We start from the raw sequence: 15,974 nt of genomic DNA, 5'->3' as shown, positions 1-15,974 counted from the left end.
CCTGCTCGGCTACCGGTGTGCAAAAGTAGCCTTTATTTGCAGCGCGGGCAAGGTATAATCCACGGTCGTGCTTGGCCCCGCTAAGTGCCACCAGGCAGGCATAATGACAATTTGGGTCCGGCTTTGTTTGCGCCCCGGAGCCGGCCGCCGGCTTGCCCTGGGTTTAGAGTCGGACAAGGGAATGATGGGCGGCAGCGAGGGGCTCCCACCCGAAATTCGTACCTTTGCGGTCCTCTCACTCAAAACCGCATTCCTCTCGCAATGTATTTGAATCATATCGTTGAGGCCATCGGCAACACGCCGCTGGTGAAGCTCAACAAAGTCACCGACGGCATCAAAGGCACGATCCTGGCGAAGGTGGAGTACTTCAATCCCGGCAACTCGGTGAAAGACCGGATGGCCCTGAAGATGATTGAGGACGCCGAAAAGGCCGGCATCCTGAAGCCCGGCGGCACCATCATCGAGGGCACCAGCGGCAACACCGGCATGGGCCTGGCCCTGGGCGCCATTGCCAAAGGCTACAAGTGCATCTTCGTGATGAGCGACAAGCAAAGCAAGGAGAAGCAGGACATTCTGCGGGCCGTGGGCGCCGAAGTGGTGGTCTGCCCCGTCGACGTAGCTCCCGAAGACCCCCGCTCGTACTACTCGGTAGCCAAGCGCCTGAGCCAGGAAACGCCGAACTCGTTCTACCCCAACCAGTACGACAACATGTCGAACACGGCGGCGCACTACGAAAGCACCGGCCCCGAAATCTGGAAGCAGACCGAAGGTACCATTACCCACCTGGCCTGCGGCGTGGGCACGGGCGGTACCATCTGCGGCACGGCCCAGTACATTAAGGAGCAAAAGCCCGAGCTGGTAACGGTAGGGCTGGACACGTACGGCTCGGTCTTCAAGAAGTACAAGGAGACGGGTATTTTCGATGAAAACGAAATCTACCCGTACAAGACCGAAGGCATCGGGGAAGATATTCTTCCCAAAAACGTTAACTTTGATCTGATTGACCTGTTTATCAAAGTCACCGACCAGGACGCGGCCGTTATGACGCGGCGGCTGGCCAAGGAAGAAGGCCTGTTCGTGGGCTGGTCGTGTGGCTCGGCGGTGCATGGCGCCCTGGAGTACGCCAAAGAGCACTTGAAAGAGGAGGACGTCATGGTTATCATTCTTCCGGACCACGGCACCCGCTACCTCGGCAAAATCTACAACGACGACTGGATGCGCGAGCAGGGCTGGTTGTAATAGAATACCCCTGTTTACAATAGGCAGGGCTTACGCTTTCAACGGACTACGCTATGCCTAAGAAACTGCGCAACGTCGTGCTGGTCGATGATAACGAGACGACCAGCTTCCTCAACAACCGTCTGCTGAGCCGCCTCGAGGTGGCCGATAAGGTGTACACCTTTTCGCGGGCCGAACAAGCGTACGACTTTCTCTGGGGCAACGGCGCGGACCGGGCCAGCTCCATGGAGCCCGACGCGCCCCAGCTGGTGTTTGTCGACCTGAAAATGCCCGGGATGGACGGCTTCGAGTTTCTGGAGCAGTACAGCCAGCTGCCGGCCGACGTGAAGGAGAAAACCGTTATGGCGGTTCTGACTACCTCCATGCACTCAGCCGACACGGCCCGGGTGGCTAAGTTTGCCGGCGTGGAATACCTGGCCAAGCCGCTGACCGAAGAAAAAATGCGCAAGCTCCTGGAAAAGCGCTTTGAGACGGTCTAAACAGCCGTAAAATCAATACAAAAAGGCCGCTGCAAGCATTTGCAGCGGCCTTTTTATTTGTTACGACCCGGGGCAAACAGTGCTTACACCACCGCGTCCACGAAGCGGAACGCCTCGCCGTCGAACAGGCCTTGGTCGCTGAGCTTGAGGCTGGGAATAACCAGCAAAGCCATGAACGACAGCGTCATGAAGGGGGCGCCCAGCGGGCTGCCCAGGCGCTTGGACAGCGCATCGACGGCGGCGTAGGCTTCGGCTACGCGGTGACCATTCTGATCCGACATCAGGCCGGCCACGGGCAGGGGCAGCAGCATTTCTTCCCCGTTGGGCCCCACGGCGGCCAGGCCGCCTTTGGCTTCGATAACCAGGTTGATGGCCCGGGCCAGGCTTTCATCGTCGCAGCCAACGGCGGTGATGTTGTGCGAGTCGTGGCCGACGCTGGAAGCCAGGGCGCCGTGTTTCAGGCCGAAGCCGGTAATAAACGACACGGCCGGCGCGGCGGGCTGGTAGCGGTTAACCACCGTGAGCTTGAGCACGTCCTGCGCGACATCGGGTACCACCAGGCCGTTTTCCACCCGCGCCGCCAGGTCGTGGCGGGCCGTGATAAGCTGGCCGTCGAAGCATTCGATAACCCGGATTGTTGGTTGTTGGTTGTTCGTTGTTGGTTGTTCGGGGGCTTTGAGCTGGAAATCCTGGGCCTGCACGGGCTGGGCGTGGAAGTTGTTGACCACGGGCACGGGGGCCGAGGCCAGGCGGGTTTCGCCGTTTTCGGCCACCAGCACGCCATCCAGATAGGTCTGGCGCACCAGGAAGTCGCGCAAATTATCCACCACGATAAAGTCGGCCGGGTCGCCTTCCCGCAGCAGCCCGACGGGCAGCTTGTAGTGCAGCACGGGGTTGAGGCAGGCCACGCGCAGCACTTTGAGCACGTCCTGGCCCCGGGCCACGGCCCGCTGCACGAGCTGGTTGATGTGGCCCAGCACGAGCGTATCGGGGTGCTTGTCGTCGGAGCAGAACATCATCTGCTCGTAGTGTTCCGGCAGCAGGTCAATCAGGGCCTCGAAGTTGCGGGCCGCCGAGCCCTCCCGAATCAGGATTCTCATGCCCACGGCCAGCTTGTCGAGGGCTTCCTCACTGGTAAAGCATTCGTGGTCGGTGCTGATGCCGGCTTCGGCGTAGCGGCGGGCGTCGTCGCCGCGCAGGCCGGGGGCGTGGCCATCCACGGGGCGGCCGTAGCGCTGGGCCAGCTCAATTTTCTGCATCACGTCGGCGGCGCGGTGCAGCACGCCGGGCCAGTTCATCATTTCGGCCAGGTAGCCGATTTCCGGGTTCTGAAACAGCTGCTCGATGTCCTGGGCCGTTATTTCGGCCCCGGCGGTTTCAAACGGCGTGGCCGGCACGCACGACGGGGCCCCGAAGCAGAACTTGAACGGCACCGTGCGGCCACTCTCCAGCATGTATTCCACGCCCGCCACGCCCAGCACGTTGCCGATTTCGTGGGGGTCGGAGACGGTGGCCACGGTGCCGTGCGCCACGGCCAGGCGGGCAAACTCGGCCGGTACCAGCAGGGAGCTTTCCACGTGCACGTGCGCGTCCACGAAGCCGGGCAGGGCGTAGGGCAAGGCGGGGTCGGGTGCCGAGGCCGATTCCAGCGCCACGGCCTGGATCTTGCCCGCCGCCACGTGAATAGTGCCGGGCAGTATAGTGTTCGAAAACAGGTTGATAACGTTGGCGCGCAGGCTAAAATCGGCGGACATGGGGCAGGAGGGAAGAAGGGGGAAAGTTGAGCTTAAGCAAAGGCGAACGGGTAAAGAACCGTATATTTGCCGAAAATCCGTGCCGGTGAGAAAGATTGTGACTTTGCTGTTGGCCGCCCTCATATCGGGTTCCGGCCTTACGCTGACGAGCTGTGCCCAGCGCACCGTTCAGCAGAAGAAAACGGCTTCCTTTAAGCGCAAAGCCAAATTCGGCAAAACTCCCTGTCCCTGCGACAGTCATTAACCCGGTTGCGGACCAGCTGCCTCGCGCGGTGGCCGGCCGCTGTTTGCTCTGCCTATTATTCCCCTTTTGTGAACCACGCCCGCGTCGTTGCTCCTGCGCCCCTTACGTACCTGCTGGCAACGCTGCTGGTGGTGGCCGGGCCCGTCGTCGGGCTGGCGCAGCGGCGGCCGCACGCGGCGTTTATTCCCCCGGCGTCGTACCCCGAGCACACCCGCAACCCCACGCTGCGCTACGAGCCCGGCGGCAAGCCCGGCACGTTCCGGGGCCTCGACGGGCAGTGGCACCCCGTGCAGATTGCCGGCTGGCTGCCCGACCGGGTGTATCTGAACGAAAGCGGCAACTATTACCGGGCGTTTTCGCCCGAGGAAATGACGGCTTTCGTCCTCAGCGGCACCGATACGGTCGTGACGCTGGCGGGCGTGGCGCCGGGCAAGCTGGGCCACCTGCCCACGGCCTTCGGGCAGCAGCTGTTCCGCGGCGGCGGCCTGCAACTGGTCGACGTCACCGACCCGGTTACGTCCTTGTTCAGCGTATTCATCAAGCCTCACAAGCTGTTTATCCGGCAGAACGCCGACGGCTGGGTGCTGCTGCCCAAGGAAAGAGCCCCGTTGCAGCAACTTTTGCTGGCGCTGCTGGCCGACGACCCGGCCCTGGTAGCCCAGCTGCGCGCCAAGCGCGTGGGCCGCTGGCAAGTGCCGCGGCTGCTCGCCCAATACGCCGATTTTCGCACCACGCAGTTTTTGCAGACCGCAGCCCAGCCGCGGCCTTAGCTTGTAGCCTATGACTTCCGAAAATCCCCTGATTCCTTTGCTGAAAGCCGCTGAAGCCGTCCGCCAGCAGCTGCAGGCCCCCGCCTTTGACGCGGCCGGCGTGCAGCGCCTCGACGAGTTTATCGAGCAGCAGCGCGCCAGCATCAAGGACGCCGAGCGCGAAGGCGTAATTTCGGCCCTGGGCTGCTTTCTGGGCCAGTGCATGGTAGCCGTGTACCAGGGCGAGTGGGCCCTGGGGCCCGACAAAACCACCGGCATCGGCATTGCCAACAAGCATTTCTTCAACCCTTTCTACCGCGTGTCGCAGCACCTGGCTCACGGCCAAAAAGAGTCGGTTGCCGTATTCTTCGCGGGTATACCTGAACGCGTGGCCGTCGAGCCCCGTCGTAAAAATTGGATTTAGTGACTACCACCAGCCCCCAGCCCACCGACTTTGCCATGAGAAAAATCGTCATTGCCATCGACGGCTACTCTTCCTGCGGCAAGAGCACCACGGCCAAAGCCGTGGCGGCCGAGCTGGGCTACGCCTACATTGATACCGGCGCCATGTACCGGGCCGTGACGCTCTACCTGCTGGAGCGCGGCATTGCCTTCGACGATTTGCCCCGCGTGGAGCAGGCCCTGCACGACATTCACATTTCGTTTAAGCGCAACCGCAAAACCGGCCGCAACGAGCTGTGCCTCGACGGCGTGATTCGGGAGGATGAAATCCGGCAGATGCGCATTTCCAACTCCGTGAGTGAGGTTTCCGTCATTCCGGCCGTGCGCCACACCCTGGTGGCCCAGCAGCAGCGCATGGGCCGCAAGCGGGGCGTGGTCATGGACGGGCGCGACATTGGCACCACCGTTTTCCCCGACGCCGAGGTCAAGATCTTTATGACGGCCGACGTGGAAACCCGGGCCCGCCGCCGGCAGGAAGAGCTGGCCCTGAAGGATGAGCACGTGCCCCTGGCCGACATCGTGGAAAACCTGCGCAAGCGCGACCATATCGACTCGACGCGCACCGAAAGCCCCCTGCGCCGCGCCGCCGACGCCGTGCTGCTCGACACGACCCACATGATGATTGACGAGCAGGTCGATTTCGTGCTGGAGCGGGTATCAGCCCGGCTGTTTGAGCGCAGCGTGCTGGCCGTTTCGGGCGAAGCCGAACGCAATGCCGGCGCGGGGAGTTAAGAAAGAATTGGGCGCGAAAGTTGCCAGCCGCGCCGGGTGTTTGCCACTTGAGAAAGACTCATGAACGTCACGATAGATAAAAATTCGGGGTATTGCTTCGGGGTTGAATTTGCCATTCAGATGGCCGAGGATGAGCTGGCCAGCCAGCCTACCCTCTACTGCCTGGGCGATATTGTGCACAACCGCATGGAAGTGGAGCGCCTGCACCAGCAGGGCCTGCGCATCATCGACCGGGACCAGCTCCAGACTCTGCACGACTGCAAGGTGCTGATCAGGGCCCACGGCGAGCCGCCGGAAACCTACGCGCTGGCCCTGCGCAACAACCTGGAGCTGATTGACGCTTCCTGCCCGGTAGTGCTCAAGCTGCAGAACCGGGTAAAGCATGCCTTCGACAGCACCACCCGCCAGAACGGGCAGGTGGTCATCTACGGGCAGCCCGGCCACGCCGAGGTAACGGGCCTCAACGGCCAGACCGGCAACCAGTCCATCATCGTGATGAGTGAAGCCGACCTCGACCAGATCGACTTTGCCCGGCCCGTGACGTTGTTCAGCCAAACCACCAAAAGCACCGCCGGCTTCTACCACATGAAGGCGCTCATCGAGCAGCGCATTGCCGCCGCCGGGGGCAGCCTCGAGTCGTTCGATGCCAACGACAGCATCTGCCGGCAGGTCAGCAACCGGGAGCCGGCTTTGCGCAAGTTCGCCGTGGACTACGACGTGGTGCTGTTCGTGAGCGGCCGGAAAAGCTCCAACGGCAAGGCGCTGTTCAGTGTGGTAAACCAAACCAACCCGCGCAGCTACTTCATCGAAAACGAGCAGGAGCTGGACGAAGCCTGGCTGCAGGGCGCCGCCACCGTGGGCATCTGCGGGGCGACCAGCACCCCGATGTGGCTGATGCAGCGCGTGGCCGACCGGGTGAACGAGGTGGCCGAAAGTCTGCCGGCGTAAGGCTACGGCCGAGCTAAAAACTCTGATTTACTACTGCCAATCTTCGTTACTTGCCCGGCCGGTTATGGCCGGGTATTTTTTTGCCTTTTTCGCGCTATGAGCAGGTTTTTCAACTACTTCCTGAACGGGTTCCTGATTGTGGCACCCATCAGCCTGACAATTTACATCCTGGTTGCCATCTTCAGCTGGCTCGACCACACTTTCGACCTGAGCTGGGACGGCAGCCACATTCCGGGCCTGGGGCTGGTGATTATCGTGGTCATGGTGACGGCCGTGGGCTTTATTGCCAAGTCGTTTATGGTGCGGCCCTTTCTGGTGCTGGCCGAGCGGATTCTGCACCGTACCCCGCTGGTGAGCATCATCTACTCCAGCCTGAAGGATTTGCTCGACGCCTTCGTGGGCGACAACCAGAAGTTCAACCAGCCGGTGCTGGTGCTGATGAACAAAGCCACCCAGTGCTATAAAATGGGCTTCGTGACCCAAACCAGCATGACGGCCATTCACCGCGAGTCGTTGATGGCGGTGTATTTTCCGCACTCCTACAACTTCTCCGGCGAGCTGGTGCTGGTGCCCGCCGACAATGTAACCTACCTCGACCTGCCCAGCAGCGACGTAATGAAGTTCATCGTATCGGGCGGCGTGAGCCGCATGTAACGCGAAGTTCCACTTCGCGAGACGTTGCACGACAACTTTGACCGGCAACCGCCACGCAACCCGGACGCCTCGCGAAGTGCAACTTCGCGTTACAGCTCTCTGCCGCATGAAAACCAGCCTGCACTTTCAGAAGTATGGCACCGGGCCGCGGGTGGTGCTGGCGTTTCACGGCTACGGGCAGAGCGAGGGGCACTGGCGCGGCATGGCTGCCATTCTGGGCCCCGACGTGACGCTCTACGCCTTCGACCTGTTCTACCACGGCCGCAGCCGGCTGGCCAAGGCCGATTCGCCCCTGCGCAAAGCCCGACTGGGCGAGCTGCTGGGTGAGTTTCTGGCCGCGCACGGCATCCATACGTTTGGGCTGCTGGCGTTCAGCATGGGGGCCAAATTCGCCTTAACGGCCGTGGAACAGTTTCCCGGCCGGGTCGAAAAGCTCTGGCTGATTGCCCCGGATGGCCTCAAAACGCAGTTCTGGTACGCGCTGGCCACCTACCCACCCTGGATGCGGGGCGTGCTGGGCCGGGCCGTGCTGCGCCCCCAGCGGCTGCTGCGCTTCATCGACGGGCTGGCCCAGCGCCGCCTCGTCGATTCGGGGCTGGTGCGCTTCGCCCAGTGGCAGCTCGACAGCCGCGAAAAGCGCCTGCGCGTGTACCGCAGCTGGGTCGGGTTTCGGCACCTGGTCTTCGACACCAGGAAGCTGGCGGCCCTGCTGAACCGGCAGCCGACGCCCGTGACGTTCTTTCTCGGCCGCTTCGACCGGGTGATACCCCACGCGGGCTTACAGGAGTTTATTGCCTCCCTCACCAAGGCCCACACCGTGCTGCTCGAAGCCGGCCACGCCGGCCTGATCTACGACGTAGCCGCCTACCTGCGCCGCCACCCGGAAGAGATGAAGTGGTAATGTGGGGTGAATGTGTTTTGAATGTGGGTCGAATGTGAGAAATGTGCGGAATGTGTCATGGCGAGGCGTAGCCGTGGCAATCCGTCCGCTGCTGGTGACAAGCTGCCTTTTTACCAGTAAGCCCTTTATTCCTGCCGGAGTAGAGGGCTTTTCACTGTAGGAAGCTCAGCCCATTTCAGCGGACGGATTGCTTGGGCCTGGCCATGACGGCTACCGTGTAGGGGCTTACTTGCTTAATTCCTGCTCGTACAGCTGGCGGCTTTGGTCGTCGAAGACCACGAAAACTGCCGTGTTCGGGAAGTCGTGCTGCGCCAGAAACTGCCGGACTTCCCGCACGGCAATGGCGGTGGCTTCGGCTTTGGGGTAACCGTAAATGCCGGTGCTGATCCCGGGGAAAGCCACGCTGTCGAGCTGATTTTCGGCGGCCAGCCGTAGGCTGTTGCGGTAGCAGCTGGCTAGCTTTTCGGCTTCGTCTTTCTGCCCTCCGTTCCAAACCGGCCCCACGGTGTGAATGACGTGGGCGGCCGGCAGCCGCCCGGCCGTGGTCATTACGGCTTGCCCCGGGGCCAGGCCTTTGCCCAGATGCCCGGCCCGGAGCCGCCGGCAGGCTTCCAGGATTTCGGGGCCGCCCGCCCGGTGAATAGCCCCATCGACGCCGCCCCCGCCGAGCAAAGACGAGTTGGCCGCGTTAACAATGGCCGGGGTGTCGATTTTGGTAATGTCGCCCTGATAGAACCGGATACGGCCGAAATTCTGCGCCTGGGAGTGCCAATCGGTTGGTGAAGCTGTCATCTGAAAACGGGTGAGGTGAAGCCCGGTCCGGAGGGCGGGGTGTAAATGACCCATACGCTCCATCCCGGTTTTTCGACGGCTCAGCCCGGGCGTTCTACCACTCGGTATAGTATAGTTTGCCTATGTAAAAGCGAATGAATAGGTTCGCTGCATATTCATCTCCTAACCCGTTCGACTGCTATGGAAGCTGCCAACCGTGACCCCCAGCTGTGGCGCATCGCCAAGGCCCGCGCCAAGTTCAAAGCCCACCTGCTCACCTACGTGGCCGTCAATGCCCTGCTCTGGGCCATCTGGTTTTTCACTGATTTCAACGGCGGAGGCCACTACGCCGGCCGCCACTTCAACTACGTGCCCTGGCCAGTCTGGTCGACGGTGTTCTGGGGCTTCGGGGTGCTGATGCAGGGCGTGCGGGTCTACAGCGGCTTCGGCGGCCAACAGTCGGAGCGCGAGTACGAGCGGCTGGTGCGCGAGCGGGAAGGCCGCTAAACACGAGGCTACTGCCCCACCGTGAGCCACCAGGGCCGCTGGGGGAGGGGGCCGATGCCCGGCGTCACGGGCTGCCCCAGCTCCGGCGTGGTGATGAACTGGCCCAGGCGGCGGGCTTCGGCGGTGGCCCGCTGCACGGGGTCGTTCCAGGCGTGGTTGGCCTCCGTGAAAGCGCCCCAGTGCACGGGCAGCATCAGGCGGGCCCGCACGTCGAGGGCAGCCTGCACGCTCTGCTCGGGCATCATATGAATCTGGGCCCACTGCGCATCGTACTGCCCGCACTCCATCAGGGCCAGGTCGAAAGGGCCGTGCTGCCGGCCGATGGCCTGGAAGTGGGGGCCGTAGCCCCCGTCGCCGCTGTAAAACACGCGCTGCGTGGCCGACTTCAGCACCCAGGAGCTCCACGAGGTGGAGTTGCGGTTGGTGAGGCCCCGGCCCGAAAAGTGGCGGGCTGGCTGGCTGATGATGGTCAGGCCCGGCAGCTGTACCGAGTCGTTCCAGTCCAGCTCGTGCACGTTGGCCGGGGCCACGCCCCAGGCCAGCAGGTGAGCCCCGACGCCCAGCGGCACGTAGAAATTGGCCGTTTTGTCCTTGAGCCGCCGGATGGTCTGGTAGTCGAGGTGGTCGTAGTGGTCGTGCGAAATCAGCACTGCATCGATGGGCGGGAGCTGCTCGGCGGTGATGGCCAGGGCGGGGTTGTAGCGCGTGGGCGTGGCCCACGACACGGGCCCCATCTTCACGCTCAGCATGGGGTCGAACAGGATGTTCTTCCCGGCTATTTCCACCAGGCTGGCCGAGTGCCCAAACCACGTAGCGCGCAGCAGGTCGGGCGTTTTGCGGCTGATGCTCAGCGGATCGAGTGGCTGGGTGGGCAGGGGCGCGGACGGGGCGGCGTCGGGCGTTTTGCCGAACAGGAATTTCCACAGCACCGACACCGTACTGCCGCCGGTCATCACCTCGGTCGGTAATAGGTTCCGAAACTCACCGTCCTGGTAGTGGCCCGATTGGGCGTAGGCCACCTTCTGGGCTTTCGTGGGCTTACCGCCCAGCTCCGGGCTCAGGTTGGCAAAAGCCACGCCTGCCACCAGCAAGAGAGCCACCAGGCTGAGTAGGAGTCGGCCAGCAGATTTCAGAGATTTACGCATCATGTAAGAGGAAAAGCCGAGTAGCGCCCAACGCCGGGTCGCTAGCTGCACTGACGCATTGGTACGGCAAATACCTTAACCGCGCCGTATTTGCCCCGCTGCAACCTTCGGGTGGAGCTTGGTGTTTTAGACTATATGATTCGCCGCCTCCTTCCCCTCGCCCTGCTCGCGCCCCTGGCCCTGGGCTTTACCGCCGAAAAGCCCACCGCCGCGGCCGACGCCAACCTGAGTAAAATCAAGCTGCCCGCGGGCTTCACCATCAGCTACTTTGCCCAGGGCGTGAAAAGCGCCCGGGAGCTGGCTGTGGGCCCCGACGGCACCGTGTACGTGGGCACCAAGGATGACAAGGTATACGCCCTGCCCGACCGGAACAAGGACGGCCGCGCCGATGAAGTCGTGACGGTGGCCACTGGCCTGAACGCGCCCAACGGCGTGGCCGTGCGCAACGGCGCGCTCTACGTGGCCGAAATCAACCGGGTGGTGCGCTACGACAACATCGCCAAGACGCTCAGGCAGAAGCCCAAGCCGGTGGTGGTGTATAGCCAGCTGCCCAACAAGGACTGGCACGGCTACAAGTACATTGCCTTCGGGCCCGACGGCAAGCTCTACATTCCGGTGGGCGCGCCCTGCAATACCTGTGAGCCCGAGGAGCCGATTTACGGCACCATCAACCGCATGAATCCCGACGGCACGGCCTTCGAAACCATTGCCAAAGGCGTGCGCAACACCGTGGGTTTCGACTGGAGCCCGGTCGACAAGGCCCTGTGGTTTACCGACAACGGCCGCGACCAGCTCGGCGACAACCTGCCCGCCGACGAGCTGAACCGCGCCGCCGGGCCCGGCCAGCACTTCGGCTTCCCGTACTTCTTTGCCGGCGACGTGCCCGACCCGGAGTTCAGCCAGGGCAAATCGGCGGCTACTTACACCAAGCCCGCCCGCAAGCTGGGCCCGCACGTGGCCGCGCTGGGCATGAAGTTCTACACCGGCAAGCAGTTTCCGGCCCAGTACCGCAACCAGATTTTCATTCCCGAGCACGGCTCCTGGAACCGCAGCACCAAAATCGGCTACCGGATTTCCCTGGTCAAGCTCGACGCCACCGGCAAGCAGGCCACCAGCTACGAAACCTTCGCCGAAGGCTGGCTGCAGGGCAAAACCAGCTGGGGCCGCCCCGTGTGCCTGCTCCAGCTGCCCGACGGCTCCCTGCTGCTCTCCGACGACCAGAACGACGCCGTCTACCGCATCAGCTATAAGGGTTAATGTGCTGATGTGGGGAATGTGCTGATGTGCTAATGCTGCATTCGTGTCATGGCGAGGCGTGAGCCCAAGCAAGCTGTTCGCTGCTGGTGACAAACGTACTTTTATTAGAAAGCCCTTTCCTACACGCGGTAGGAAAGGGCTTTTCAGTTTAGAACACTCAGCATTTAGCGGACGGATCGACGCCGCTTGAGGCGCGAAATGGCTTACGCCCCGCAAGGACACATTCCGCACATTCAAGCACATTTCTCACATTCAAGCACATTAAGAATTAGCACATCAGCACATTCCCCACATCAGCACATTAAACCTATCTTGCCGGCCGATGAAAAAGCAACGGGTGCCGAAGCGGGTGGTGGGCCGCCGCGAGTTGGTCGACTTTCCGCAGTTTGATATTCAGGGCGTGGAAGCCAAGGTGGATACCGGGGCCTATACCGGGGCCATTCACTGCTCCAACATCCACGTGGAGCGCCTGCCCGACGGCCGCGAAATCCTGCGGGTGCAGTTGCTCGACGACTCGCACCCCAACTTCAACGGCCGGCCCATGTACTTCGCTGATTTCAGTCTGCGCGACATCAAAAGCTCGAACGGCGACGTGCAGGAGCGCTACGTTATCCAGACCGTTATCCGCCTGTTCAACGAGGATTACGTCACCGAATTTTCCCTTTCCGACCGTAGCGACATGAAATATCCGGTTCTGATCGGGCGGCTGCTCTTGCGCCGCGGCCGGTTTGTGGTCGACGTCGCCCGGCGTAATCTTTCGGCTAAATTTCAGCACGTCCCGAACCAAGCGCGGCCGTAAGCGCTTTGGGTAGTTACTTTGCATTCCCGCTTCTGCTCCTCTCCCTACCTCCTCCAAGACACCCTTCCCGATGAAACTTGCGATTCTGTCGCGTGAGCCGAAGCTGTATTCCACGACTCGTCTGGTAGAAGCCGCGCAACAGCGTGGCCACGACGTGGCGGTTATCGACCATATGAAATGCAACCTGGTGCTCGAAAAAGGAGCCCCCGGCATTGTATACCTCGACAACAAGCTCGAAAAATTCGACGCCATCATTCCCCGCATCGGGGCCTCGGCCACGTTCTACGGCACGGCCGTGGTGCGGCAGTTCGAGATGATGAAGGTGAAAACCGCCGTCGAAAGCCAGGCCATCATCCGCTCCCGCGACAAGCTGCGCTCCATGCAGATTCTGTCGCGCGCCGGGGTGGGCATGCCCAAAACGGCCTTTACCAACTACTCCAACGAGGTTTCCGAGCTGATCGGGCTGGTGGGCGGCGCGCCGGTCATCATCAAGCTGCTCGAAGGCACCCAGGGCCTGGGCGTGGTGCTGGCCGAGTCGGAAAAGGCCGCCCAGTCGGTTATTGAGGCCTTTCACAACCTCAAGGCCCGCATCATCGTGCAGGAATACATTGCCGAAAGCAAGGGTGCCGACCTGCGCGCCTTCGTGGTGAATGGCGAAGTAGTGGGCGCCATGAAGCGGCAGGGCAAGGAGGGCGAGTTTCGCTCCAACCTGCACCGCGGCGGCTCGGGCACGCTCGTCAAGCTGAGCCGGGCCGAAAAGGCCGCCGCCCTGCTGGCCACCAAGGCCCTGGGCCTGGGCATTGCCGGCGTGGATATGCTGCAAAGCAAGCGGGGCCCGCTGGTGCTGGAAGTCAACTCCTCGCCGGGCCTGGAAGGCATCGAAAAAGCCACCGGCCTCAACATTGCCGGCAAAATCATCGAGTACACCGAGGAACTGGCCCAGCGCAAGGTGAAAAAGGAAGGTGCCAGCCCGAAAAAGAAAGCCGCTGAGCCCTTGCCCGATTCGCAGTCGGATACGCCGCTGCGGTAAGCGCTGCCGCCTGATTCGAAATAGAGTGGCCTCTTTTTGCCTTCATTCGGGCGGAAAGAGGCCATTCATATTTTGAAGTTGTTCAGGAAGTAAAAACAAACCGTCATGCAGAGGCGCCGCCGAAGCATCTCGCGGGCTGTCGGTGTAATGCCAGTTGGTTACCATTGCCCGCGAGATGTCTCGCGAGGCTCGACATGACGGACTACCTCATTTCGCGCGACTTGCTAAACGGCTTCTTTATAGCAATTCCCAAGTTAGTGTGCCTGACTGGTAGTGGAGGTAGAGACGCAACATCTTGCGTCTCGTTGTTGAACGACTCGCACCAGCATCCTGCCCGGCTATTGTTCAACGATGAGACGCAAGATGTTGCGTCTCTACAGCGTGTACACCATCTTGGAAACTGATCTGGCAGCCGCGATACGCAACCGGCATTAGCCTACGGTGAGGATCTTGGTGGACGCCAGTACCAGTTTATTGTTTGTTTTTTTGAAACTTACGGGCTTTCTGAGCGGGCCGTGGGCCGGCTCCCGCCCTGCGTCCGGTGGTTGCGCAGCCTTTAATGTTGCCCCATTTTGCTGGAAACCCCGTTTGCCGCCCCCGAGAACCTGCACATCAACGGCCTCACCATTCGGCCGGGCGAGCAGGTCCTCACGCGCCTCGTGATTTCGCGCCTGCCCTCGGGCACCGTGATTGACGTGCCGGTGTACGTGTTCCGCTCCCGGGAGCCCGGCCCCACGGTGCTGCTGATGGCCGGCATGCACGGCGACGAAGTGAACGGCATCGAAACCATCCGTCGCCTGATCCGCCGCGACCTGCTGCACCCGCTGCGGGGCACCATCATTGCCATTCCCATTCTGAACATCTACGGGTTTCTGAACTTCAGCCGGGAAGTACCCGACGGCAAAGACGTGAACCGCAGCTTTCCGGGCCACCCGCGCGGCTCGTTGGCCAGCCGCGTGGCCCACCGCTTCATGCGCGAGATTCTGCCCCTGGTCGACTGCGGCATCGATTTTCACACCGGGGGGGCGGCCCGCAGCAACTTCCCGCAGGTGCGCTGCCAGCTCGGCTCGCCCGACAGCGACGCGCTGGCCCAGGCCTTCGGGGCGCCCTTCACGCTGCACTCGGCGTTGCGGCCGGGCTCGTTGCGGGAAGCGGCCTTCAAGCAGGGCAAGTCGATTATCGTGTACGAAGCCGGCGAGTCGCTGCGCCTCGATGAGGAAGGAATTGAAATGGCTATTGCCGGCACGTTTCGGGTGCTGCACCACCTGGGTATGATGGCCGAGGCCGTGCCGCCGGCCCAGCCCAGCATCGTGTGCTTGCGCCACACCTGGCTGCGGGCCAAGTTTGCGGGCCTGTTTCGGAGCCACGTGCAAAACGGGCAGTACCTGGAAAAAGGCCAGACCTACGGCAGCGTGGCCGACCCCTACGGCGAGCAGGCCGTGCGCCTGGAGTCGCCGGTGTCGGGCTACATCATCGGCCTGAACCACATGCCGGTGGTCAACCAGGGCGACGCGCTGCTGCACGTGGGCCTAGTGGATGAGGCCGAAGCGGCCCGCCTGGCCCTGAATCCACCCTTCAATGAGAAGCCCAATACCCACGAGGAACTCGAGGAAGAAGATCTGTAAGGTGCCGCTGGGTACCGTTTTTTACCTTTTTATATGACTACTACTGCACTTTGCCTTACGTCCCGCCTGCGGCTGCGGGCGTTTCAACCTGCCGATGCCGCGGCCTTTGCCGCCTACCGCGCCCACCCCGAAGTGGCCCGCTTTCAAAGCTGGGAGCCGTATTCGGCCGAGCAGTCGGCGGCGTTTGTGGCGGCCCAAACCGGCGCTTCGATTCCCGCCGCGCCCGGCAGCTGGGTCCAGATTGCCATTGCCCGCCCGGATACCGACGAGCTGCTCGGCGACTGTGCCCTGTGCCTGAACGCCGACGAGCCGCGGCAGGCCGAAATCGGCATTACGCTGGCCCCCGGGCAGCAGGGGCAGGGCTACGCCACCGAGGCGCTGCGGGCGTTGCTGAGCTACTGCTTCGGCGAGCTGGGTTTGCACCGCGTGGTAGCCGTGACGGATTGCCTGAACGAGGGCTCGGTGCGGCTGCTAGGCCGGGTGGGAATGCGCCGGGAAGCGCATTTCCGGCAGAATATCTGGTTTAAGGGCTCCTGGGGCGACGAGTACGTGTTTGCCCTGCTGCGGGAAGAATGGCCCGGAATAGCAGGATAAAACGCGCGGCCCGGCGGGAAGCTTGCCGCTTTTTGCGTTTCTTTGGGTAGCCATTGACGGGCTGCTTCTCTTTTTTCTCCCTTT

At 62.3% G+C, this 15,974-nt stretch carries 16 protein-coding genes and 1 pseudogene; 14 read left to right on the top strand and 3 right to left on the bottom strand.

Features of this window, described 5'->3' with window-relative positions:
• Positions 1–261: 261 nt before the first annotated feature.
• Positions 262–1,236: pseudogene (locus E5K00_RS11510) on the top strand (PLP-dependent cysteine synthase family protein); the annotation flags it as partial.
• Positions 1,237–1,292: 56 nt separating this feature from the next.
• Positions 1,293–1,718, top strand: coding sequence for a response regulator (locus tag E5K00_RS11505; protein WP_135463361.1), 426 nt, complete (start codon positions 1,293–1,295; stop codon positions 1,716–1,718).
• 83 nt (positions 1,719–1,801) lie between these two features.
• On the opposite strand, the gene ade is transcribed toward E5K00_RS11505, so the two are convergent.
• On the bottom strand, positions 1,802–3,472 hold the full coding sequence (gene ade, locus E5K00_RS11500) for an adenine deaminase (RefSeq protein ID WP_135463360.1): 1,671 nt from the start codon (positions 3,470–3,472) through the stop codon (positions 1,802–1,804).
• A gap of 312 nt (positions 3,473–3,784) precedes the next feature.
• Here ade and E5K00_RS11495 point away from each other — a divergent pair, with 312 nt between their 5' ends.
• The 6 genes from E5K00_RS11495 (at position 3,785) to E5K00_RS11470 (ending at position 8,162) form a co-directional block, all read left to right on the top strand.
• Positions 3,785–4,486, top strand: a complete 702-nt coding sequence (locus E5K00_RS11495; protein WP_135463359.1) for a hypothetical protein — start codon at positions 3,785–3,787, stop codon at positions 4,484–4,486.
• A 10-nt stretch (positions 4,487–4,496) separates the two neighbouring features.
• Positions 4,497–4,889, top strand: coding sequence for a hypothetical protein (locus E5K00_RS11490; protein ID WP_135463358.1), 393 nt, complete (start codon positions 4,497–4,499; stop codon positions 4,887–4,889).
• Between the two features lie 35 nt (positions 4,890–4,924).
• The gene (gene cmk, locus E5K00_RS11485) at positions 4,925–5,659 is read left to right on the top strand and encodes a (d)CMP kinase (RefSeq protein ID WP_135463734.1); all 735 of its coding nucleotides are present in this window, start codon (positions 4,925–4,927) and stop codon (positions 5,657–5,659) included.
• A 60-nt stretch (positions 5,660–5,719) separates the two neighbouring features.
• Positions 5,720–6,607, top strand: a complete 888-nt coding sequence (locus E5K00_RS11480) for a 4-hydroxy-3-methylbut-2-enyl diphosphate reductase (protein WP_135463357.1) — start codon at positions 5,720–5,722, stop codon at positions 6,605–6,607.
• Positions 6,608–6,703: 96 nt separating this feature from the next.
• Positions 6,704–7,261 (top strand): DUF502 domain-containing protein, encoded by a 558-nt coding sequence (locus E5K00_RS11475; protein ID WP_135463356.1) that lies wholly within the window; start codon positions 6,704–6,706, stop codon positions 7,259–7,261.
• A gap of 106 nt (positions 7,262–7,367) precedes the next feature.
• A complete protein-coding gene (locus E5K00_RS11470; RefSeq protein ID WP_135463355.1) occupies positions 7,368–8,162 on the top strand; it encodes an alpha/beta fold hydrolase in 795 nt (264 codons plus the stop codon).
• A gap of 225 nt (positions 8,163–8,387) precedes the next feature.
• Here E5K00_RS11470 and E5K00_RS11465 read toward each other — a convergent pair whose 3' ends face one another.
• A complete protein-coding gene (locus E5K00_RS11465; protein ID WP_135463354.1) occupies positions 8,388–8,954 on the bottom strand; it encodes an O-acetyl-ADP-ribose deacetylase in 567 nt (188 codons plus the stop codon).
• A gap of 180 nt (positions 8,955–9,134) precedes the next feature.
• On the opposite strand from E5K00_RS11465, the gene E5K00_RS11460 reads away from it, so the two are divergent.
• Positions 9,135–9,440, top strand: coding sequence for a 2TM domain-containing protein (locus tag E5K00_RS11460; RefSeq protein ID WP_135463353.1), 306 nt, complete (start codon positions 9,135–9,137; stop codon positions 9,438–9,440).
• 8 nt (positions 9,441–9,448) lie between these two features.
• Here the strand turns inward: E5K00_RS11460 and E5K00_RS11455 are convergent, their stop codons facing one another.
• A complete protein-coding gene (locus tag E5K00_RS11455; protein ID WP_210114298.1) occupies positions 9,449–10,588 on the bottom strand; it encodes an MBL fold metallo-hydrolase in 1,140 nt (379 codons plus the stop codon).
• 132 nt (positions 10,589–10,720) lie between these two features.
• On the opposite strand from E5K00_RS11455, the gene E5K00_RS11450 reads away from it, so the two are divergent.
• The 5 genes from E5K00_RS11450 (at position 10,721) to E5K00_RS11430 (ending at position 15,890) form a co-directional block, all read left to right on the top strand.
• A complete protein-coding gene (locus tag E5K00_RS11450) occupies positions 10,721–11,842 on the top strand; it encodes a PQQ-dependent sugar dehydrogenase (protein ID WP_135463352.1) in 1,122 nt (373 codons plus the stop codon).
• A 322-nt stretch (positions 11,843–12,164) separates the two neighbouring features.
• The gene (locus E5K00_RS11445; RefSeq protein WP_135463351.1) at positions 12,165–12,641 is read left to right on the top strand and encodes an ATP-dependent zinc protease family protein; all 477 of its coding nucleotides are present in this window, start codon (positions 12,165–12,167) and stop codon (positions 12,639–12,641) included.
• A gap of 70 nt (positions 12,642–12,711) precedes the next feature.
• Positions 12,712–13,671 (top strand): 30S ribosomal protein S6--L-glutamate ligase, encoded by a 960-nt coding sequence (rimK, locus tag E5K00_RS11440; RefSeq protein ID WP_135463350.1) that lies wholly within the window; start codon positions 12,712–12,714, stop codon positions 13,669–13,671.
• Positions 13,672–14,243: 572 nt separating this feature from the next.
• Positions 14,244–15,296: a succinylglutamate desuccinylase/aspartoacylase family protein gene (locus tag E5K00_RS11435; RefSeq protein WP_245328261.1), complete on the top strand. Its 1,053-nt coding sequence runs from the start codon at positions 14,244–14,246 to the stop codon at positions 15,294–15,296.
• A 33-nt stretch (positions 15,297–15,329) separates the two neighbouring features.
• Positions 15,330–15,890, top strand: coding sequence for a GNAT family N-acetyltransferase (locus tag E5K00_RS11430; RefSeq protein WP_135463349.1), 561 nt, complete (start codon positions 15,330–15,332; stop codon positions 15,888–15,890).
• The last annotated feature ends 84 nt before the right edge of the window (positions 15,891–15,974 follow it).

It is taken from the genome of Hymenobacter aquaticus (assembly GCF_004765605.1).
GTDB classification, from domain to species: Bacteria; Bacteroidota; Bacteroidia; order Cytophagales; family Hymenobacteraceae; genus Hymenobacter; species Hymenobacter aquaticus.
Note: the sequence above shows the minus strand (reverse complement) of the source record. Positions and strands in the feature narration are given on the sequence as shown.